Annotated in this window: 19 protein-coding genes and 1 pseudogene; 5 read left to right on the forward strand and 15 right to left on the reverse strand. The window is 72.7% G+C overall.

Features of this window, described 5'->3' with window-relative positions; all coding sequences use genetic code 11:
* Nucleotides 1–2 precede the first annotated feature (2 nt).
* From ACH45E_RS23070 to ACH45E_RS23100, 7 genes are all read right to left on the reverse strand, one after another.
* Nucleotides 3–260: a gas vesicle protein GvpG gene (locus tag ACH45E_RS23070; RefSeq protein ID WP_361439287.1), complete on the reverse strand. Its 258-nt coding sequence runs from the start codon at nt 258–260 to the stop codon at nt 3–5.
* Nucleotides 261–289: 29 nt separating this feature from the next.
* Entirely contained in the window at nt 290–1,060 is a 771-nt protein-coding gene (locus tag ACH45E_RS23075; protein WP_361439289.1) for a GvpL/GvpF family gas vesicle protein, read from the reverse strand.
* A complete protein-coding gene (locus ACH45E_RS23080) occupies nt 1,057–1,485 on the reverse strand; it encodes a gas vesicle structural protein GvpA (RefSeq protein ID WP_361439291.1) in 429 nt (142 codons plus the stop codon). Before ACH45E_RS23080 ends, ACH45E_RS23075 begins: the two co-directional genes overlap by 4 nt.
* A 62-nt stretch (nt 1,486–1,547) precedes the next feature.
* The gene (locus tag ACH45E_RS23085) at nt 1,548–1,940 is read right to left on the reverse strand and encodes a gas vesicle protein (protein ID WP_361439292.1); all 393 of its coding nucleotides are present in this window, start codon (nt 1,938–1,940) and stop codon (nt 1,548–1,550) included.
* A gap of 104 nt (nt 1,941–2,044) precedes the next feature.
* The gene (gene ligD, locus ACH45E_RS23090; RefSeq protein WP_361439294.1) at nt 2,045–2,986 is read right to left on the reverse strand and encodes a non-homologous end-joining DNA ligase; all 942 of its coding nucleotides are present in this window, start codon (nt 2,984–2,986) and stop codon (nt 2,045–2,047) included.
* Nucleotides 2,983–4,830: a transketolase gene (locus tag ACH45E_RS23095; protein WP_361439296.1), complete on the reverse strand. Its 1,848-nt coding sequence runs from the start codon at nt 4,828–4,830 to the stop codon at nt 2,983–2,985. Before ACH45E_RS23095 ends, ligD begins: the two co-directional genes overlap by 4 nt.
* Nucleotides 4,827–6,395: an FAD-dependent oxidoreductase gene (locus ACH45E_RS23100; RefSeq protein ID WP_361439297.1), complete on the reverse strand. Its 1,569-nt coding sequence runs from the start codon at nt 6,393–6,395 to the stop codon at nt 4,827–4,829. The genes ACH45E_RS23095 and ACH45E_RS23100 overlap by 4 nt, the downstream gene beginning before the upstream one ends.
* Nucleotides 6,396–6,570: 175 nt before the next feature.
* Between ACH45E_RS23100 and ACH45E_RS23105 the strand changes: the two genes are divergently transcribed.
* Nucleotides 6,571–7,533, forward strand: coding sequence for an LLM class F420-dependent oxidoreductase (locus ACH45E_RS23105; protein WP_361439299.1), 963 nt, complete (start codon nt 6,571–6,573; stop codon nt 7,531–7,533).
* A gap of 95 nt (nt 7,534–7,628) precedes the next feature.
* Here the strand turns inward: ACH45E_RS23105 and ACH45E_RS23110 are convergent, their stop codons facing one another.
* Nucleotides 7,629–8,111: a phage holin family protein gene (locus ACH45E_RS23110; protein WP_361439301.1), complete on the reverse strand. Its 483-nt coding sequence runs from the start codon at nt 8,109–8,111 to the stop codon at nt 7,629–7,631.
* Between the two features lie 135 nt (nt 8,112–8,246).
* Between ACH45E_RS23110 and ACH45E_RS23115 the strand changes: the two are divergent.
* From ACH45E_RS23115 to ACH45E_RS23130, 4 genes and pseudogenes are all read left to right on the forward strand, one after another.
* Nucleotides 8,247–8,474: pseudogene (locus ACH45E_RS23115) on the forward strand (hemerythrin domain-containing protein); the annotation flags it as partial.
* A 95-nt stretch (nt 8,475–8,569) separates the two neighbouring features.
* Complete coding sequence (locus ACH45E_RS23120) at nt 8,570–8,797, forward strand: hypothetical protein (RefSeq protein ID WP_361440284.1); 228 nt, start codon at nt 8,570–8,572, stop codon at nt 8,795–8,797.
* Between the two features lie 75 nt (nt 8,798–8,872).
* On the forward strand, nt 8,873–9,220 hold the full coding sequence (locus tag ACH45E_RS23125) for a VOC family protein (RefSeq protein WP_361439303.1): 348 nt from the start codon (nt 8,873–8,875) through the stop codon (nt 9,218–9,220).
* Nucleotides 9,221–9,364: 144 nt separating this feature from the next.
* The gene (locus ACH45E_RS23130; RefSeq protein ID WP_361439305.1) at nt 9,365–9,712 is read left to right on the forward strand and encodes a DUF6204 family protein; all 348 of its coding nucleotides are present in this window, start codon (nt 9,365–9,367) and stop codon (nt 9,710–9,712) included.
* On the opposite strand, the gene ACH45E_RS23135 is transcribed toward ACH45E_RS23130, so the two are convergent.
* From ACH45E_RS23135 to ACH45E_RS23165, 7 genes are all read right to left on the reverse strand, one after another.
* Nucleotides 9,690–10,235 carry a GNAT family N-acetyltransferase gene (locus tag ACH45E_RS23135; RefSeq protein ID WP_361439307.1) on the reverse strand — a complete coding sequence of 182 codons (546 nt, stop codon included), beginning with the start codon at nt 10,233–10,235 and terminating at the stop codon, nt 9,690–9,692. The two genes, ACH45E_RS23130 and ACH45E_RS23135, sit on opposite strands and share 23 nt — an antisense overlap.
* 60 nt (nt 10,236–10,295) lie before the next feature.
* Nucleotides 10,296–11,222: an LD-carboxypeptidase gene (locus ACH45E_RS23140; RefSeq protein WP_361439308.1), complete on the reverse strand. Its 927-nt coding sequence runs from the start codon at nt 11,220–11,222 to the stop codon at nt 10,296–10,298.
* Nucleotides 11,219–13,225 (reverse strand): prolyl oligopeptidase family serine peptidase, encoded by a 2,007-nt coding sequence (locus ACH45E_RS23145; RefSeq protein WP_361439310.1) that lies wholly within the window; start codon nt 13,223–13,225, stop codon nt 11,219–11,221. The genes ACH45E_RS23140 and ACH45E_RS23145 overlap by 4 nt, the downstream gene beginning before the upstream one ends.
* A gap of 15 nt (nt 13,226–13,240) precedes the next feature.
* Nucleotides 13,241–14,545, reverse strand: a complete 1,305-nt coding sequence (locus tag ACH45E_RS23150) for a M20/M25/M40 family metallo-hydrolase (RefSeq protein ID WP_361439312.1) — start codon at nt 14,543–14,545, stop codon at nt 13,241–13,243.
* Entirely contained in the window at nt 14,538–15,371 is an 834-nt protein-coding gene (locus ACH45E_RS23155; RefSeq protein ID WP_361439314.1) for a M55 family metallopeptidase, read from the reverse strand. Before ACH45E_RS23155 ends, ACH45E_RS23150 begins: the two co-directional genes overlap by 8 nt.
* 104 nt (nt 15,372–15,475) lie before the next feature.
* Nucleotides 15,476–16,207, reverse strand: coding sequence for a methyltransferase domain-containing protein (locus tag ACH45E_RS23160; protein ID WP_361439316.1), 732 nt, complete (start codon nt 16,205–16,207; stop codon nt 15,476–15,478).
* A 143-nt stretch (nt 16,208–16,350) separates the two neighbouring features.
* Nucleotides 16,351–18,852: a SpoIIE family protein phosphatase gene (locus ACH45E_RS23165; protein WP_361439318.1), complete on the reverse strand. Its 2,502-nt coding sequence runs from the start codon at nt 18,850–18,852 to the stop codon at nt 16,351–16,353.
* Between the last annotated feature and the right edge of the window lie 127 nt (nt 18,853–18,979).

Here is an 18,979-nt window from a genome sequence, read left to right on the forward strand (position 1 = left end):
CGTCACGTCCAGTTGCCCGTCGTCTCGCCGGAGCCCATCCCGTGCTCCAGCCGGTCGAGGAGTTCGTCCTCGCGCAGGTCGAACTCCTCCTCGGTGATCTCGCCCGCCTCCAGCTGTTCCTCGAGGCGGGCGAGTTCGGCCCGTACGGTGGAGGGGTCGTAGTAGATCCGCTCCGCTTCGTGGACCACCTGTTCGATCACCCACGCGCTGCCGCGCACCGGCGCGAACGGCAGCAGCAGCACCTCACCGATCAGTCCCATCCGCTACTCCCTCCGCTGTACGCGGGGTGCTACTCCGCTCCCGCGTCCGCGCCGGCCTTGGTGCCCGCGGGCTCGGCGGGGCCGGGCTCGACGAAGCTGTACGGCGGCAGCGGCCCGTTGACGCGCAGTTCGACGTGGGCGAGGGACTGGCGGGCCCGCTCCACGACGGCCAGGAAGCTCTCCGCCGCGCCGCGGTCCACCAGGAACGACACGTTGACCAGCCAGCCCGTGGACTCGGGGCCCACGCTCACCGCGTCGGTGAGCGGTGCCAGCAGCCGCTGCACCTCGGTGGCGTCCTCGGCCTCCTTGGCCTTGACCGCGGCGGCCACCATCTCGCCGAGACGGATCTTGTCGTCGTAACTGCCGCCGCCCGACGTGCGGTTGGCCTCGGCGAGCGCGCGCAGCTCGGGGCTCTCGGCCATCACGCGGTGCAGGACGGCCTCCTCCACATGAGAGGCCTTGACGTTGTACTCGACCTTGCCGTCCAGCGCCTGGAGGCGCTCCTTGTAGTGCGTGGCGCGTTCGGCGAGCACACCGGTGACCGCGCCGTCGTCCGGGGCGACGCTGCCGAACCGCATGGGCAGCACACAGCCGGCGGCACCCGCCTCGGCGAGCACGCTCTGGTGCGCGAGCAGGTCCCGGCGCTTGGGGCGCAGCCCCTCGGGGGCGTCGCTGACGATCGCGGCCAGGTCGCCCTCCTTCAGGATCCGCACGGGCAGCGGCGGCTCCCCCACGCCGCCCATGCCGTCGGGGAGCGCGGGGTGGGAGCTCGCGGTGATGGCGTAGACGTAGGTGCTCACTCCTGCTCCTCCTTCCTGCGGGCGGCCGTGGTCTTGCGGGGCCGCGGCCTGGACTCGCGTTCGTCACCTTCGTCGCGTGCCTGTTTGAAGGCGCCCGAGATGGTCTCGGCGGCGCCGGACAGCGCTCCCTTGGACTTGCCGCGGGCGCCGGACTCCGTCATCTCGCCGACGATGTCGGGCAGGCCCGGGCTCTTGCGGGGGCCGGCCTCCAGGTCGAGCCGGTTGCACGCCTCGGCGAAGCGCAGATAGGTGTCGACGCTCGCGACGACGACCCGTACGTCGATCTTGAGGATCTCGATGCCGACCAGGGAGACCCGCACGAACGCGTCGATGACGAGCCCCCGGTCGAGGACGAGCTCCAGTACGTCATAGAGGCCGCTGCTGCCGCCTCCACCGCCGGACTGCTGTGCCGGGACTACGGTCATGCCGACCGCGCCTCCTTGTCTGTGTGAGTCTGTGTCATGTGTGCGGGCGTGGGGACCGCGGCCTAGCGGCCGCGTGCGTCGGCCCGACCGCGCTCGTAACGGCGCACGCGCCGGTATCCGGTGAGCTGTCCTCGCGGGTCGAGTTCGACCTGGTAACTCGCCATCAGGCTCATCGTGTCGGGAACCCTGGCGAGTTCGAGGACCTCCACCTCCAACGCCCAGCCGTCTTCCGTCTGTTCGAAGGACGAGACCTGCTCGGGGGCGAGGCCGGTGAGCTCCGCGAGCTGGGCGCGCGCCTGGCGCAGCACCTCCATCGGGCTCGGCCGGTGCTCGTCCGCCGTGTGCCGGTCCGTGTCCTCCTGTGACTGCTGTGGCTCCTGTGAGTTCTGGGGTTCCTGCGATTCACGGGTTTTCTGTGAACCCTGCGAATCCGGTGTGTTCTTTGTGTTCGACATGGCCACCTCTCCCTCCGTGTGGCCGGAAGGGCGTTGGCCAAACATTGATCAGGGCATGCGTCGTCGCCGCGGGCCGTCGGGCCTGCACAGAGACGGTATGTGCATCAGCCACGCAGTGCGTCGAGCCGGCGCCGGGCCGGGCCCAGAGCGCGTCCGCGGGCGGGCAGGCCCGCCCAGGGATCCGTGCGGGCCTGCCCTACGGCGTCCTCGAGGGTCCAGCGGCGCGGGCCGAGGCCGGGGTCGTCGAGCTGCTCCCAGGAGACGGGGACGGCGACGGGGGCGCCGGGCCGCGCACGGACGGTGAAGGGCGCGACGGCGGTCTGGGCGTAGGCGTTGCGCTGTACGTCCAGGTAGAGCCGGTCGCCGCGGTCCTGTTTGCGGGCGGCGGTGGTGAGCCGGTCGGGGTTCTCGGCGGCCAGCAGCTCGGCGGCGTCCCGGGCGAAGGCACGGACCTCGTCGACGTCGTGCCGACCGCTCAGGGGCACGACGATGTGCAGTCCGCGCGAGCCGGTGGTCATCAGCGCCGAGGGCAGCCGCAGCTCGTCCAGCAGGCCGCCCGCGAGGCGGGCCGCCTCCCGTACGGCCGCGAAGTCGCGGGCCGTGTCGCCCGGGGGGTCGAGGTCGAGGACCATCCGGTCCGGGTGGCCGGCGTCGTGGCCGCGGTCGGTGCGGGAGAGCCACCGGTGCAGGGTGAGGCAGGCCTGGTCGGCGAGGAAGACCAGGGTGGCGGTGTCGTCGCAGACGGCGTGCGTGACCGTGCCGTCCTCCTTGGCGACCTCGGCCCGGGTGATCCAGTCCGGGTAGTGGTCCGGGGTGTTCTTCTGCATGAACCTCGGGCCGTCGAGGCCGTCCGGGTACCGCTCCAGCATCAGTGGGCGGCCGCGCAGGTGCGGCAGCATGTACGGCGCGACGGAGCGGTAGTAGTCGACGAGGTCGCCCTTGGTGTACTCCTTCGCGCCGTCCCCGCCGGGGAAGAGCACCTTGCCGAAGCGGTGCACCCCGACCGTGCGGCGGCCCGCCCGTACCGTCCGCACGTCGTCGGTCATCGCACGACCGCCTCCTCGACGAGCAGCCGCCCGGCCGCGGCGATCGCCGTCGCGTCGATGCCCGCGGCGTGCAGCTGCTCGTCGGGTGCGGCCGAGCCCGGCATCGTGCGCACGGCGAGCCGGACCAGCCGGGGCACGGGCCTGCCGTCGGTGAAGGCGTCGAGGACTGCGTCGCCGAGGCCGCCCTCCTCGCGATGGTCCTCGACGGTGAGCAGGCAGCCGGTCTCCTCGGCGGCCTGCCTGAGCGTCTCCCGGTCCACGGGCTTGACCGAGTACAGGTCCACGACCCGGACGCGGATGCCCTCCTCCTGGAGGGCGTCGGCGGCGGCCAGCGCCTCGGGCACGGTCACCCCGGCCGCGACGACGGTCAGCCGGTCCTCGCCGGAGGAGCGCAGCACCTTGCTGCCGCCGACGGGGAACCGCTCCTCGGGGCCGTAGATCACGGGGGTCTCGCCGCGGGAGGTGCGCAGGTAGCGGATGCCGTCGAGGTCGGCCATGGCCGCGACCAGCTGGGCGGTCTGGTTGGCGTCGCACGGGTACAGCACGGTCGAGCCGTACACCGCCCGGAACATCGCCAGGTCCTCCAGGCCCATCTGCGAGGGGCCGTCCTGGCCGATCGCGACGCCCGCGTGGGAGCCGACGAGGTTGATGCCCGAGCCGCTGATCGAGGCCATGCGCGCGAAGTCGTGGGCGCGGGTGAGGAAGGCGGCGAAGGTCGCGGCGTAGGGCACGTGGCCGCGTACGGCCATGCCGACGGCCGAGGCGACGAGCTGCTGTTCGGCGATGTAGCACTCGAAGTACCGGTCGGGGTGCTCCTTGGCGAACTGCTCGGTGCGGGTCGAGTCACCGACCTCGCCGTCCAGGGCGACGACGTCGCCGCGGGCGGTGCCGAGCGCGGCGAGGGCCGCGCCGAAGGCGTTGCGGGTGGCCACCTTCTCGCCCTTGTCGTAGGTGGGGAGCTCCAGGGAACCGTCGGGCACGGCGTGCAGCAGGCGGGCGGCCGGCGGCTCCTGCACCCGGACGACGAGGTCGCGCGGCCCGCCCAGTTCGGCGATCGCCTCCTCCGCGTCCGGCAGCGGCTTGCCGTGCAGGCCCTCGCGGTCCTCGACGGAGGTGACGCCCTTGCCCTTGAGGGTGCGGGCGAGGATCACGGTGGGCTGCCCGGTCGTCGAGGTGGCCTCGCCGTAGGCGCGGTCGATGGCGTCCACGTCGTGGCCGTCGGTCTCGATGGTGTGCCAGCCGAACGCCTGGAAGCGGCGGGCGTAGGCGTCGAGGTCGTGGCCGTGGCGGGTGGGGCCGCGCTGGCCGAGGCGGTTGACGTCGACGATCGCCGTCAGGTTGTCGAGGTGCTCGTACGCGGCGTGCTCGGCGGCCTCCCAGATGGAGCCCTCGGCGAGTTCGCTGTCGCCGCACAGCACCCACACGCGGTAGCCGGTGCGTTCCAGGCGCTTGCCGGCGAGCGCGATGCCGACGCCGACGGGCAGGCCCTGGCCGAGCGAGCCGGTGGCCGTCTCCACCCAGGGCAGCCGCCGCGGGGTGGGGTGGCCTTCCAGCCTGCTGCCGAGCTTGCGGAAGGTCGCCAGTTCGCCGTCCTCGATCGCGCCGGCTGCCTTGTAGGCGGCGTACAGCAGGGGCGAGGCGTGCCCCTTGGAGAGTACGAAGCGGTCGTTGCCGGGGTGGTCGGGGCGCTCGAAGTCGTAGCGGAGGTGGCGGGCGAGGAGCACCGCCATCAGGTCCGCGGCGGACATCGAGGACGTCGGATGCCCTGATCCCGCGGCCGCGGCGGCCCGCACGCTGTCCACGCGCAGCTGCTGCCCCAGTTCGACGAGTTCGGCGCTGTTCATGAGTCTCCTTCCGACGGGATGTCGGGTCGCTTGACGGGGCCCGGGGCGGGGTGGTCGCCCGCGGGCCTGGAGCCGGGCCGGTCCTCGGCGGGTTCGCCGCCCGGCTGGTTCTTGGCGGGTTCGCCGCCCGGCTGGTTCTTCGCGGGTTCACCGCCGGGCTGCTTCTTGCCGGGTTCGCCGCCCGGCTGGTTCTTGCCGGGTTCGCCGCCGGTGTCCGCGGCCAGGGCCGCGCCCGGTCCGGTGCCGGCCGGCTGCTCGCGTCCGCCGGGTACGCGCGCCAGTTCCGGGGAGGCCGTGTCCAGCGGCACGGACCAGGAGCGTACGAGGCCCAACTGGACGCCCTGGCGCGGCAGTACGGCGTCCAGGAGCCAGTCGGCGGCGACCCGGACGCGGTTGCCGGGCATCGCGGCGAGGTGGTAGCCGCGGGTGACGACACCGGCGGGCGGACCGGACAGCGATACGCCGAACGGGTTGGCGGCGGCCTTGACGCCGCCCAGGTCGACGACGAAGCCGAGGTCGCGGTGGCGGTAGGGGCGGCGTTCACCGAGGCCGAGCGACGCGGCCACGTTGTGCGCGGCGGTCTTGCCGTGCCGCCAGGCGTGCTGGGCCGTCATCGGCGTGTACTTCCCCGGGTCGCCGAGGTCGGGCACGGCGGCCGCGTCCCCGCACGCGAACACCTCGGGCCTGCCCGGGACCTGGAGGTACGGGTCGACGAGGAGGCGTCCCCGTTCCAGGGGCTGTCCGGTGCTCTCCACGAGCGGGTCGGGCCGGACGCCGACGCACCAGACGAGGCTGCGGGTCTCGACGAACTCGCCGTCGGTGAGCAGGACGCCGTCGTGGGTGGCCTCCTTCACGGAGGTGCCCATCCGCACGTCGACACCGCGCTCACGCAGTACACGGTCGGCTGTATGCGACAGACGTTCGTCCATCTCCGGCATCACACGCGGCGCGATGTCCAGCAGCATCCAGCGGGGCCGCAGGCCCAGCCGCCGCGGCTGGGTGCGGGCCAGCCGGTCGGTGAACATCTGCATGTGCGCGGCCACTTCGGTGCCGGTGTACCCGGCGCCGACCACCACGAAGGTGCACCGGGCGGCCCGGGTCTTGGGGTCGTCGGACCCGACGGCGAGCTCCACCTGCCGGGTGACGTGGTCGCGCAGGTACAGCGCCTCGGGCAGGCCGCGGAAGCCGTGCGCGTGCTCGGCGACGCCGGGGATGGGCAGCAGCTTGTTGACGCTGCCGACGGCCAGCACGAGACGGTCGTAGGACAGCGTGCCGGTGCCGCCCTCGGGGTCGGTGTAGTGCACGGCGCGCCCGTCCAGGTCGATGCCGTCGGCCTCGCCGAGCACCGGGTGCACCCCGGGCAGGGTGCCGGAGAGGGAGACGGCGACGCGTCGGGGTTCCAGGATTCCGGCGGAGACCTGGGGCAGCAGGGGCAGGTACAGGAAGTAGTCGGTCGGGTTCAGCAGGGTGATGGGGGCGCGGTGCCGGGTCAGCCGGGAGAGGGTGCGGGCAGCCCGGTATCCGGCGAAGCCGGCGCCGACGATCACGATGCGGGGTCGACTCACGGTGCGCCTCCGGCAGTGTGGCTCGTCCGAGGGCTACCGCGTCCCCCTGGTCAGGGCCGCCAAACGCCCCGGCGGCGGAGCGTTTCGCCCCGACCCCGTCCGGTTACCCGGCCCGCGACCCCCACCCGACCCCGTCCCAGCAGACACGACCGCTCGTGTCGCGGAGGTACCCCCCATGCCTGAGTACGGCTATTTCCTGTCGACCGAGGAACACGGTCCCGCCGAGCTCGTGGAGCAGGCCCGGATGGCCGAACAGGCCGGTTTCCAGGCGCTGTGGATCTCGGACCACTACCACCCGTGGAACGGCGCGCAGGGCCAGAGTCCGTTCGTCTGGTCGGTCATCGGCGCGCTGTCGGAGGCGGTGTCTCTGCCGATCGAGACGGCGGTGACCAGCCCCACCGTTCGGATCCATCCGGCGGTGGTGGCGCAGGCCGCGGCGACCAGCGCGGTGATGACGGGCGGGCGCTTCCGGCTCGGCGTGGGCACCGGCGAGGCCCTCAACGAGCACATCCTCGGCGACGCCTGGCCGCCGCTGCACATCCGGCTGGAGATGCTGGAGGAGGCCATCCAGGTCATGCGCCGGCTGTTCACCGGCGAGGAGGTCAACCACCACGGCACGCACTACACCGTGGAGAACGCCCGTCTCTACACCGTCCCCGACGAACCGGTCCCGATCGACATCTCCGGCTTCGGTCCCAAGGCCACCCAGCTCGCGGCCCGGGTGGGCGACGGCTACATCACGATGATGCCGGAGGAGGAAATGGTCACCCAGTTCCGCAAGGGCGGCGGTGGCAGCACCAAACTGGTCAGCGGCGGTACGAAGGTCTGCTACGGCACCGACCGCGACGAGGCCGTCCGCCGGGCCCACGAACTGTGGGCCAACGAGCTGCTGCCCGGCGAGATGGGCCAGATCCTGCCCACCCCGCGGCACTTCGAGCAGTTGCAGCCGCTGATCACCGAGGACAAGGTCCGCGAGAGCCGGGTCTGCGGCGACGACGTCGACGAACACGTCTCCGCCCTGGCCGCGTTCGCCGACGCCGGGTTCGACCGGGTGTACGTCAACCAGATCGGCCCCGACCAGCGCGGCTTCTTCGACTTCTACCGTACGAAGGTGCTGCCGCAGCTGACGGGGAGCTGACGGGAGCACGAAGACGAGGGGGAAGCGGAGGGTGAGCCGGGAAGGGCCCGGCCGGCGGGTGCCGGTCGGGCCCGTTGGGGTGGTGCGGTGCCGGGTCAGGCCCGGTGGTGCGGTCCCCCGGGGTCGGTGTCGCCGGGGCGCGGGGGCTCCGGCTCACGCATGCCCGGTGCCGGTGCGCCCGGCGCGTTGGGCGGCATCGGCGGGTACGGCATGCCGAGGCCGCCGGGAGGTGCGACGGGCGGGGTGCCGCCGGCCGCGTGACCGGAGGCCGCCGAGTGGTCCGGGTGCTTCGGGCGGGCCGCGCCGCGCAGTGCGTAGGCCACGACGCCCAGGATCACGGCGGTGATCAGCGCTGCCGCCCAGCCCGGCAGGCCGATGGCGAGGGCCAGGCCCACGGCCAGCGCGAGCGCACCGCCCGCGTACAGGGCGACGGCGCCGGACGCCGCGTACAGCATGGCCGTGCGGCGCTGCTTGCGGCTCTGCTCGCGCAGTTCGTCGCGCACGGTTTCGCGTGCCACCTGCGCCAGCTCGTCGACCAGATCCTTGTCCAGGTGCTCCAAATGATCCAAGCGGTCCATAGCCCGCGGGTACCCGCACACACGTACGGATAACAGGGTCCGCGACACCGCCGCACCGGCGCGTGAGCCCTCGGCCGCCGGGTACCCGCCCGGCCCGCACCCCTCTGCCAGGTCCGTCAGGAGGAAGAAACGAGGATGACCGCCGAACGCACCGATGTGGTGGAACTGCTCAAGGAGCAGCACGCTCAGATCCGGCACCTGTTCGCCGAGGTGGCGCATACGAAGGGCGAGGAGCGGAAGCAGAACTTCCATGATCTCGTCCGTCTCCTCGCGGTGCACGAGACCGCCGAGGAGGAGGTCGTCCATCCCTTCGCCCGTCGGCATCTCGACGGCGGCGAGCAGGTCGTCGAGGACCGGATCGCTGAGGAGGAGAGGGCCAAGCAGGTCCTCTCCGCCCTGGACGACATCGATCCCGACTCGCGGAGTTCCTCGACCGGATCGCGGCGCTGCGCCAGGACGTGCTGGCGCACGCCGAGAACGAGGAGCGGTACGAGTTCGCGCACTTCGACCGCGTCGCCGACCGCGGCACACTTCAGACCCTGGCCCGCGCGGTGCGGGCGGCCGAGGCACTCGCACCGACCCGGCCGCACCCGGGCACCGACACCGCCCTGAAGAACGCGGTGGTGGGCCCTGTCGCGGCCGTGATCGACCGCACCCGGGACGTCGTGCGCAAGGCCATGGACTGACCGGACGTGCGGCCGGGCGGAGGGGATCGGGTGAAGGATCTCCTCCCCCGGCCGCCGCCAACTAGGCTCGTCCCCATGGAGATTCAGGGCGCCGCACTGCGCATCTACGTCGACGACCTCGAAAGCGCGATCCCCTTCTACGAGCGCCTGACCGGCGCTGCGGCGATGAGTTTCGCCCGCGGCGGGGTGCAGGTCGCCGCCGTCGGTTCCTTCCTGCTGATGAGCGGGCCCGAGGCGGAACTGGAGCTGCTGCGCAAGGTGACCGCGACCATCGCCGTGAAGGACGTCGAGGAGGCCCACCGGGTCCTCACCGGCCTCGGCGCCCGGATCATCGCGGGCCCCCTCGTGACGCCGGTGGGCCGCAATCTGATCGCGATGCATCCGGACGGAGCGGTGTTCGAGTACGTGGACCAGGCGGGCTGAGCGGTGCCCGAGCCCGCCGGGACGAAAATCCGCGTGCGACGCGTCGTCTGCGGCATACAGTCGGCGTTCGGCGCGGATCGTATGCACAGATCGCATACACGCGACGTATACACGCGACACGTATACGAAGGGACACGACGGCGGATGAGCGAGCAGCACACCTACCGGGTCATCGTCCGGGGCACCTGGGACGGGCTGACCGAGGAGTCGCGGGCGCGGCTGCTGGCGGAGGCTGCCGACCACGGGATGACGAGCATGCGGTTCACCGAGGAGGGCTCGCTGTCGTACGAGCCGTCGCCGCTCAAGCATTTCTCCATGCGGTACGTGGTGGTCTCGGACGCGGCGGACGGCGAGGAGATGGCGGCGGCGATCGCCGAGGACAGGGCGGAGACCACGCTGCGCGGTCTCGGCCACGGTTTCACCGGCCTCAGGTCGACCGTCACGGACCTCGACACCATGAAGGTCAACTTCAAGCCCGCATCTCGGCGGTGATCGCCCACCGTTCGTGGTCCCGCCAGGCCCCGTCGATGTAGATCATGTTCGGTGCGAAGCCCTCCAGGCGGAAGCCGGCGCTTCGGGCGAGGGCGATGGACGCGGTGTTGCGGGGCTGCGCGTTGATCTCCAGCCGGTGCAGCCGCATCGGCCCGAACGCGTGGCCCACCACCAGGCCGAGGCCCTCGCGCATCAGCCCGCGCCCGGCGGCGTGGGCGAAGACGCCGTAGCCGAGGGCGCCGCACTGGAAACCGCCGCCGACGATGTTGTTGATGTTGATGAACCCGGCGATGGCCCCGTCGTCCTTCTCGCAGACCAGGAATCCGGCCTTCGTCGGGTCCTCGATCAGCCGCCCCGCGTACACCTGGTACGCCTCTTCGGTGGTCGGCGGGAACAGCCAGGGTTGGTGCAGGTCCTTGCTCTCCCGGGCGCGGGCGGAGAACTCGGGGCCGTCCGCGTAGGTGAAGTGACGTATGCCCACGCGGGGGCCTTCGGCGAGGTATCGGGACGCGGCATGGGGCATCCCGTCAGACTACGACGCCCTCGGCCCGGCGTCTCGTGGACACGGGGAGCCCGCGCGCGGTCAGCGCAGCGCGGGTTCGTCGAGCGTCAACGTGCCCGCGTCCGCGTCGAGTTCCGCGGCCAGCCCGAACGGGATCGTCAGCGCCCCCTCGCAGTGGCCGAATCCGAACTCCTCCACGACGGGGACACCGCCGAGGGCGCCGAGCCGGTCGGCGAGCAGGGCGCGCACACCGTCGTAGGCCTCGCACTGTTCCCAGGACCCGAGCAGCACCCCGTGCACCCCGTCGAGCCAGCCGGCGCGCAGCAGCTGGGTGAGGTAGCGGTCGAGGCGGTACGTCTCCTCGCCCACGTCCTCCAGGCACAGCAGCCCGCCGCGCGCCGAGGGCCGGGCGTGCGGGGTGCCGCGCTCCGCGGCGAGCAGGCACAGGCAGCCGCCGAGGGTGACGCCCCGGGCCCGGCCGGGGACCAGGGCGCGGCCACCGGAGCGGATCGTGCGGACGGTCTCCGGGGCGAAGAGGGTGGCCCTCAGATGCTCCTGCGCCCGCGTGTTCTTGATGAAGTCGACGCCGGCCGCCATCGGGCCGTGCAGCGTGGCGAGCCCGAGCCGGGTGGCGAAGGCCTCGTGCAGTGCGGTGATGTCGCTGAAGCCGACGAACACCTTCGGTCCGGCGGCCCGCATCGCCTCCCAGTCGATGAGGTCGGCGATCCGCTGGACTCCGTATCCGCCGCGGGCGCACAGCACGGCGTCCACGGCCGGGTCGCACCAGGCGTTCTGCAGGTCGGCGGCGCGGTCCGCGTCCGTGCCCGCGAGGTAGCCGAACTCCGGGTGCCGGTCGAGGACGTGCGGCGCGACGACCGGGTCGAGGTCCCAGCCGCGCAGCACGTCCAGCCCGGCCTGGAGCCGTTCCTCGGGCACCGGGCCGCTGGGGGCGACGACGGCCACCCTGGCGCCGGGGGCGAGGCGGGTGGGACGGACCAGCTGCTTCATGTGTGGAGCTCCAGGGTCGGGACACCGGCCGGGCGCAGGCCGAACACCTGAGCGTACAGAGACAGCTCCGCCTCCAGCGCCCTGACCAGCGTCTGAGCCCGCCGGAAGCCGTGCCCCTCGCCCTCGAAGGCGAGGTAGGCGTGGGGTACGCCGCGTCCTCGGATCCGGGCGAGGAGGCGTTCGCACTGGGCGGGCGGGCAGATGACGTCATCGAGGCCCTGGAGCAGCAGGAAGGGGACGGTGATCTTGTCGGCGTGCTCGGCCGGCGACCGTTCGGCGTACCGTCCGGGCACCTCGGCGAGCGGTCCGACCAGGGTCTCCAGGTAGCGTGATTCGAAGTCGTGGGTCTCCCCCGATGCCCAGGTCGTGAGGTCGAGGACGGGGTAGACGATCGTTCCGCAGGCGTAGACGCCGGTGGTGGTCAACGAGGCGGCGGCGGTCCAGCCGCCCGCGCTGCCGCCCCGGATCGCGAGCCGGTCGCGGTCGGCGGTGCCCTCGTCGGCGAGGGCGAGGGCGACGGCCGCGCAGTCCTCGACGTCGACCACGCCCCACTGCTCGCGCAGCCGGTCCCGGTACGCGCGGCCGTACCCGGTCGAGCCGCCGTAGTCGACCTCGGCGACGCCGATGCCGCGCGAGGTGAAGTAGGCGATGCCCAGGTCGAGCACGAGCGGTGCCCGGCTGGTGGGGCCGCCGTGCGCCCACACGATGTACGGCGGCAGTTCGCCGCCGGGTGCGACGCAGCCGGGGTGGTGGGGCGGGTAGATGCGGGCGTGCACCTCGCGGCCGTCCGGGCCGGTGAAGGTGCGGATCTGCGGTTCGGGGTAGTGGGCGGGGTCGACGGGGTCGCTGTGCGGAGCGCCGATCACCCGGGCGTGGCCGGTCCGGGCGTTCAGTTCGACGACCTCGTAGGCGCTGCGCGGACTGGCTCCGACGGCCGTCACCCGGTCCCCGTGGACCGCGAGGGTGGGCGCGAACTCGGTCCAGGGGCCGGCCGCGTCGACGACCTCACCGGTCTCGGGATCCAGTATCCCGAGTGCGGTCGACCCGCGACCGTGGACGACGGCGATCAGCCCGCTCGCCAGCGGCGCGAACCAGCGCTGCCCGAGCCGCCACAGCGGGCCGGCGAACTCCTCCTCGCGGGGGCACAGCGGGACGCCGTCGCGGTACAGGTTCCACCAGCCGCTGCGGTCGCTCGCATACAGCAGACCGCCGTCCGTCGACCATTCGCACTGCGCGACGGATTCCTCCGGGCCACCGGCCACCGTGCGTACGGTGTGCAGCATGCCGTCGGCGCCGACCTCGGCGCGCACCAGCTCCGTGCCGTCCCACGGCATCCGCGGATGGTCCCAGGCCAGCCAGGCGGCGTGCCGTCCGTCGGGGGACAGCCGCGGCCCGGTGACGAACCGGTGCCGTTCGCCGGTGAGTTCACGGACCGCGTCCCGGTCCGCGGCGGCGGAACCGTCGAGCGGCACGGCGGCCAGTACGCGCCGCACGTCGCCGGGTCCCTCCCCGGTGAACTCCTCCAGCACGCACCAGACTTCGCCACGCTCCAGCAGAAGCTGCGGCTCGGCCCAGCGCAGTCCGCCGCCCACCGGTGAGACGGGGGTCAGCGGGCGCGGCTCGGCGCCGGGTTCGTACCGGTAGAGCCGCTGGTCGTCGAAGTGGGTGAACACCACGAGGGGTTGTCCGTCGTCGACCGCTCCGGCCCACGGCTGTCCACCGTATTCGATCACCCGGCTGCGGACGTTCCACGGCGCGGGCAGCACCGACTCCTCGGTGCCGCCCGCCCGTCTCCCGCCGCCGCCCTTCCAAGGAGGCACTTCGTGCCCCACCTCTTCATTGCGTCGCCGCACCAGCGTGCGGCGGCCGCCCTCGCCCGGCCGGGGCTCCGTCCACCAGGTCTCGTCGCCGACACAGCCGACCCAGTCGGGCTGCCCGTCGTGCGCGGCGGCCAGTGCCGCGTCGATGGGCGAGGGCCAGGAACCGTAGGCAAACGTCCGCACACCGTCTCCCCTCGCCTAGGCCGACCGCAGGAAGCGGTCGAGGACGCGGACGCCGAAGTGGAGGGCCTCGACGGGGACCCGCTCGTCGACGCCGTGGAACAGCGCCTGGTAGTCGAGGTCTTCGGGGAGCTTGAGCGGCGCGAAGCCGTAGCCGGTGATGCCCAGCCGGGAGAACTGCTTGGCGTCCGTGCCGCCGGACATGCAGTACGGCACCACGTGCCCGTCGGGCGCGAACTCCTCGACGGCGGCCCGCATGCGGGCGTATGTCGGGGAGTCCACCGGCGCCTGGAGGGCGACTTCGCGGTGCTGGAACTCCCAGTCCACGTCCGGCCCGGTCAGCCGGTCGAGGGTGGCGCGGAACTCGTCCTCGCCGCCGAACAGATACCGTCCGTCGACATAGGCGACCGCCTCGCCCGGAATCACGTTGACCTTGTAACCGGCTTCCAGCACCGTCGGGTTGGCGCTGTTGCGGACGGTGGCCTCCACGAGCTTCGCGGCCGGGCCGAGCTTCTCCAGCAGCCGGTCCACGTCCTGAAGACTCGCGTCGATGCCGTAGAGGGCGGCGAGTTCGGTGAGGGCCGCGCGGACGGTCGGGGTCATCCGCAGCGGCCACTCGTGCTCGCCGATCCGGGTGACGGCGGCGGCGAGCCGGGTCACCGCGTTCTCCCCGTTGACCTTGGAGCCGTGTCCGGCGCGTCCCCGCGCGGTGAGCTTCAGCCAGGCGGTGCCGCGTTCTCCGGCGGCGATGGGATACAGCTGCCGTCCGCCGCCGTCGTGGAAGGTGAACGCACCCGACTCGCCGACGGCCTCCGTGCAGCCCTCGAACAGCCCGGGGTGCCGGTCGGCGAGGAACCCGGCGCCGTCCTCGGCGCTGGCCTCCTCGTCGGCGGTGAAGGCCACCACGAGGTCCCGCCGGGGCCGTACGCCCTCCCGGGCCCAGGAACGCACCACGGCGAGGATCATCGCGTCCATGTTCTTCATGTCGACGGCCCCGCGCCCCCACACCACACCGTCGCGGACCTCGCCGGAGAAGGGGTGGACGCTCCAGTCGCGGGCCTCGGCGGGCACCACGTCCAGGTGACCGTGGACGAGGAGCGCGTCGGCGGACGGGTCGGTGCCCTCGATCCGGGCGACGACGTTCGTCCGCCCCGGAGTCCGCTCCAGCAGCACCGGCTCCAGCCCCGCCCCGGCGAGGTGCTCGGCCGCGTACTCGGCGGCGGGGCGTTCCCGGCAGTCGCCGCCGCCCCGGTTGGTGGTGTCGATCCGGATCAGGTCGGAGGTGAACCGGACGACCTCGTCCAGTGCCCGCTCGTCAGCCATACTGCTCCTCCACCGCGGCCGAGACGATCGTGGTGACCGCCTTGAAGGTACGGATCCCCTCGTACATGGTGTCGCTGGTGTACGCCACCTTCCGCTCCCCGATCCGGTCCACGCCCGGCACGACGGTCGCGGCCAGGGCGAGGTGCTCGGCGTCGAACTCCAGGGTGACAGTGAACGGGCCGCCGTGCACCGGCTTCTGACGGACCGCCAGGGCAGCCGCCTCCTTCGCCGCGGCGCGGATGTCCGCGGCCGTCCTGGCTGGAGTGCGGCACACGGCCGCGTAGCGCGACACATGGTCCTTGACGGCGACCTTGAGCGCCTCGGGCGCGTACCCGAGCGCGTCCTCGCAGGCCACGTCGTCGCCGGTGACGAGGACGACGGGCACCCCGAACTCGGCGACGACGTGCGCGTTGAGCAGGCCCTCGCTCGCCCGCTCGCCGTTCAGCCACACTCCGGTGATGGAGTTGGCCAGGTAGGTGTGCGCGAGGACGCCCTCCATGCCGGCGCCCGCGTGGTAGCCGACGAAGGCGATGCCGTCGACGTCGCCGTGCTGCACGCCCTCGACCATGGACAGCGACTTGTGCCGCCCGGTGAGCAGCTGCACCCGCTCGTCGAGCTGTTCGAGGAGCAGGTTCCGCATGGTCCAGTGCGCCTCGTTGACAAGTACACGCTCTGCGCCGCCGTCGAAGAAGCCGAGCGCGGCGGCGGCCACGTCCGAGGTGAACATCGCGCGGCAGCGTTCCCACTGCGGTGTCCCCGGCAGGACGTCGGCCGGCCAGGTGACCCCCGTGGCGCCCTCCATGTCCGCACTGATGAGGATCTTCATACGACGTCACGCTACGCGTCGCGGAACCCCCGGGCCAGGACCGGGCACCCCTCGGCGTCCGGCTCCGGCGTCCGGCCCCGGCGTCCGGCTCCGGCGCGCGGCCCTCAGCCGGCCGTGCCCCGGCGGGCGAGGACGAACCAGCGGGCGGGGAGGTCGATGAGCGTGCCGTCCGCCATGTGCTCGGTCTGCGGGAGGGTCGTCTCGCCGTCGGCGAGGATCTGAAGACCCGCCTCGTTCAGCAGCTTCGGGATCTCCTCGTCGTCCGCGTCGGCGGGTTTGAGCCCGTACTGGAAGACCCGGCGCAGCTTGGGCGGCGGCCCGTCCGGGTCGGCGCAGGCGCGGCGCAGGACCTGCCGGGAGCCGGAGGTGAGTTCGACGACGAACGCCCGCCCCAGCGAGCCGGTGATCTCGGCGACCGCGGCGGCCACCGAGGGACGGGCTTCCGGTTCGCTCTGGTGGATGACGGCGCGCATGTACACGTTGCTGTCGCCGAGACGGGTGTGCAGGGCGCGGATCGCCTCGGTGTCGGTCAGGTCGAGTTGCTGGAATTCGACGGAGTCGCCGTCCGTGGCGCGGCGGGCGTGTTCGATGGCGGCGTGCGAGAGGTCGACGCCCACGGCGCGGGCGAACCGGGTGGCGAGGTACCGCGTCTGGGTGCCGTTGCCACAGCCGAGGTCGACGATGGTGCGTGTGGTGTCCGCGTACGGCAGGAGCAGCTCGCTGTGCGGTGCGGCGGTCAGTGACGGATCGGCGTCCCAGATGGCCTCGCCCCGTGCGTCGGACGTCTCCCGCCAGTAACTCTCCCAGTTGTCGCGGTAGTTCTCCGAGACTTTCATGCGCCCTCCCCAGGTCGGTTCCGTGATCGGAGTATCGCGGTCACGGGGTGCCGGACAAGGGGCGGGGGTCACCTTTCACGAGTTGTTCGAGCCGGCGCACACCGGGGGTACACGCAGGCGGATCGTGCGCCCCTGGCGTCGCCTCAGTCCCGGCGGCGGGGTGGTGTCAGTGCCTGTTCGAACCACACCGTCTTGCGGTGCCCGGCGGCGCTGGCACCCCATTCGCGGGCCAGGCGGCTGACCACGCGCAGGCCGCGGCCGGACTCGTCGTGGGTGCCGGCGCTGAGCAGGGCGGGAAGGGCGGGTTCGTCGTCGGTGACCTCGCACAGCAGTGCGTCGGTGCGGACCAGACGCAGCCCGATCCGGTCACCGTCCCCGTACTGTACGGCGTTGCTGACGACCTCACTGACCAGCAGTTCCGCCGTGTCCACCGCGTCGGCGAGCCCCCAGTCGAGGAGCCGGGCGCGGATCAGCCGGCGGGCGCGGGCCACCTCGCGCGGCTCGCGGGCGAGGTGCCATTCGGCGACGTGCCCGGCGGGGACGCCGTTGAGGCGCGCCATGAGCAGTGCGACGTCGTCCTTGCGTCCGCCGCGGGTGTTCAGGGCGCGGATGATCGTGTCGCAGGCGTCGTCCATGGAGGCCGCGGGGTGCGCGGCGGACTCGCAGAGCGCGGCGAGGCCGTCGCCGATGTCGGCTCCGCGTACCTCGACCAGGCCGTCCGTGCACAGCACCAGCCGGTCGCCGGGCGAGACCCGGACGGCGGTGGACTCGAAGGGGACGCCGCCCACGCCGATGGGGGCGCCGGTCGGCAGGTCGAGCAGTTCGCTGCGGCCGTCCGCGGCGCGCACCAGGACGGGCGGGATGTGCCCGGCGTTGGCGAGGTGCACCTCGCCGCGGATCGGGTCGTACACGGCGTACAGGCAGGTGGCGAGGTAGTTCTCGCCGAGCCGGCGGGCCAGGTCGTCGAGGTTGCGCAGGAGTTGGGCGGGCGGGGTCTCCATGGCGGCCATGGTCTGTACGGCTGTGCGCAACTGGCCCATCATGGCGGCCGAGTTCAGTCCGTGTCCCATGACGTCGCCGACGACGAGGGCGGTGCGTGAGCCGGGCAGCTTGATGGTGTCGAACCAGTCGCCGCCGATCCGGCCGAGCCGGGTGCCGGGCAGGTAGCGGGTGGCGACGTCACAGCCGGGCATGCGCGGGGCGACCTGCGGCAGCATGCTGTCCTGGAGGGTGTCGGCGACGTTCTCCTGGTAGGTGTACATGCGGGCGTTGTCGAGTACGAGGCCTGCGCGGGCGGCGAGTTCGGCGCCGGTGGTGCGGTCCATGTCGTCGAACGCCGGGCGGTCGGGGCGGCGCATCAGCACCATGAAGCCGAGGACGACGTTGCGGGCCTTGAGCGGCACGATCAGCAGGGAGCGGTGGGTGATGAGCGGCCTCAGGTCGCGCTTCTCGAACTCGCCGGAGATGCGGCCCGCCAGTTCCTCGGTGACCCTCGGGATCAGGACCGGTTCGCCGGTGACCATGCACTTGTAGAAGGGGGTGTGCTCGGGGAAGGCGAAGGTCTCGCCGACCGGCACGGTGTCGTCCCAGCGGCCGGGTTCGTCGTTGTGCTCGACCCAGACGCGGTGCATCACGGTGTGCGCGTCCGGCGGGCCGTCCGGGAAGCCTTCGCCGGCGAGGACGGCGGCGCGCAGGTGGGTGCCGGCGAAGTCGGCGAAGCGCGGCACGGCGGCGCTGGTGACCTCCCGGATGGTCTCGCCGAGGTCGAGCGAGGTACCGATGCCGGAGCTGACCTCGTTGAGGAATTCCAGCCGCTCGCGGACGGCCGCGTACTCCAGGTCGTGCTCGGCGCCGACGGGGACGGGGACGACGGCCACCGGCCGCCCCTGCGGGGTGGTGCCGGTCTCGGCGGGGCGGCGTCCCGCGCGGCGCGGCACTCCCCAGTCGGGTGTCACGGGCACCCGGTCGTACTGGCTGAACTCCAGCACCGGGTAGCCCAGTTCGAGGACCTGGGAGACGATGCGGCCGCTGAGACCGGGGCCCATGTTGGGCAGGATCTCGGGCAGTCGCCGGGCGAGTTCGCCGGAGGCGGGGAGTTCGGTGTGGCGGGCGAAGCCGGGGGCGATGCGTTCGGCGGTCTCGTCGTCGTAGCCGCGTTCCAGGTGCAGCCGGGTGGCGTCGGCGGCGAGCACCAGGAGGCGGGCGGGTCCGGGGCCGACGAGGGGGTAGGCCCACCACAGGATGTCGAGTCGTTCGCCGCCGGTCTCCGGCTGCTCCGGCCCGTCGGTGTGTTGTGCGGAGAGCCGGGCCCGGCCCGCCGTCGGGTAGTCGGTCCGGCCGCCGAGGGAGGCCTCGAGGTCGGGACCCAGCCCGTCGTACGCCTCGTAGGGGCCGTAGGAGTCGAGCGGTGGTTCGGTTCCGATGCCGTCGGGCAGGGCACCGGAGACCGGCAGCAGGTCGGCGGCGGGCCGGCCCACGGCCTCCTCACGTTCGACGCCGAACAGCCGCCGGGCGCCCATGCTCCAGTGCGACACCAGGCCCTCGCGGTCGACGACGACCACCGCGAGCGGAATCCGGCCGGCCCCCGCAGGCCATTGCGCGGCGCCCTCCCCAGGGTCTGCGCCCACTTCCGTGCCACGGTCCATGGCCCCGACCCTCTCCCCCTCGATTGCGCGGGCTCCCCGTCGGCACCGCACGATCCACGTCATGATCTGTGCTGCCTACTCCACGGTACGGCCGCCGCACGGCGTGTGTGCGGCAATTGGTGAATTG

Source organism: Streptomyces sp. NPDC020299 (assembly GCF_044387825.1).
Classification (GTDB): Bacteria; Actinomycetota; Actinomycetes; order Streptomycetales; family Streptomycetaceae; genus Streptomyces.

Coding starts and splice junctions, on each gene's coding strand:
- ACH45E_RS23070 (WP_361439287.1), bottom strand. CDS start 260: ATGGGACTGATCGGTGAGGTGCTGCTGCTGCCGTTCGCGCCGGTGCGC.
- ACH45E_RS23080 (WP_361439291.1), bottom strand. CDS start 1,485: ATGACCGTAGTCCCGGCACAGCAGTCCGGCGGTGGAGGCGGCAGCAGC.
- ACH45E_RS23085 (WP_361439292.1), bottom strand. CDS start 1,940: ATGTCGAACACAAAGAACACACCGGATTCGCAGGGTTCACAGAAAACC.
- ligD (WP_361439294.1), bottom strand. CDS start 2,986: ATGACCGACGACGTGCGGACGGTACGGGCGGGCCGCCGCACGGTCGGG.
- ACH45E_RS23095 (WP_361439296.1), bottom strand. CDS start 4,830: ATGAACAGCGCCGAACTCGTCGAACTGGGGCAGCAGCTGCGCGTGGAC.
- ACH45E_RS23105 (WP_361439299.1), top strand. CDS start 6,571: ATGCCTGAGTACGGCTATTTCCTGTCGACCGAGGAACACGGTCCCGCC.
- ACH45E_RS23110 (WP_361439301.1), bottom strand. CDS start 8,111: ATGGACCGCTTGGATCATTTGGAGCACCTGGACAAGGATCTGGTCGAC.
- ACH45E_RS23125 (WP_361439303.1), top strand. CDS start 8,873: ATGGAGATTCAGGGCGCCGCACTGCGCATCTACGTCGACGACCTCGAA.
- ACH45E_RS23130 (WP_361439305.1), top strand. CDS start 9,365: ATGAGCGAGCAGCACACCTACCGGGTCATCGTCCGGGGCACCTGGGAC.
- ACH45E_RS23135 (WP_361439307.1), bottom strand. CDS start 10,235: ATGCCCCATGCCGCGTCCCGATACCTCGCCGAAGGCCCCCGCGTGGGC.
- ACH45E_RS23140 (WP_361439308.1), bottom strand. CDS start 11,222: ATGAAGCAGCTGGTCCGTCCCACCCGCCTCGCCCCCGGCGCCAGGGTG.
- ACH45E_RS23150 (WP_361439312.1), bottom strand. CDS start 14,545: ATGGCTGACGAGCGGGCACTGGACGAGGTCGTCCGGTTCACCTCCGAC.
- ACH45E_RS23155 (WP_361439314.1), bottom strand. CDS start 15,371: ATGAAGATCCTCATCAGTGCGGACATGGAGGGCGCCACGGGGGTCACC.
- ACH45E_RS23160 (WP_361439316.1), bottom strand. CDS start 16,207: ATGAAAGTCTCGGAGAACTACCGCGACAACTGGGAGAGTTACTGGCGG.
- ACH45E_RS23165 (WP_361439318.1), bottom strand. CDS start 18,852: ATGGACCGTGGCACGGAAGTGGGCGCAGACCCTGGGGAGGGCGCCGCG.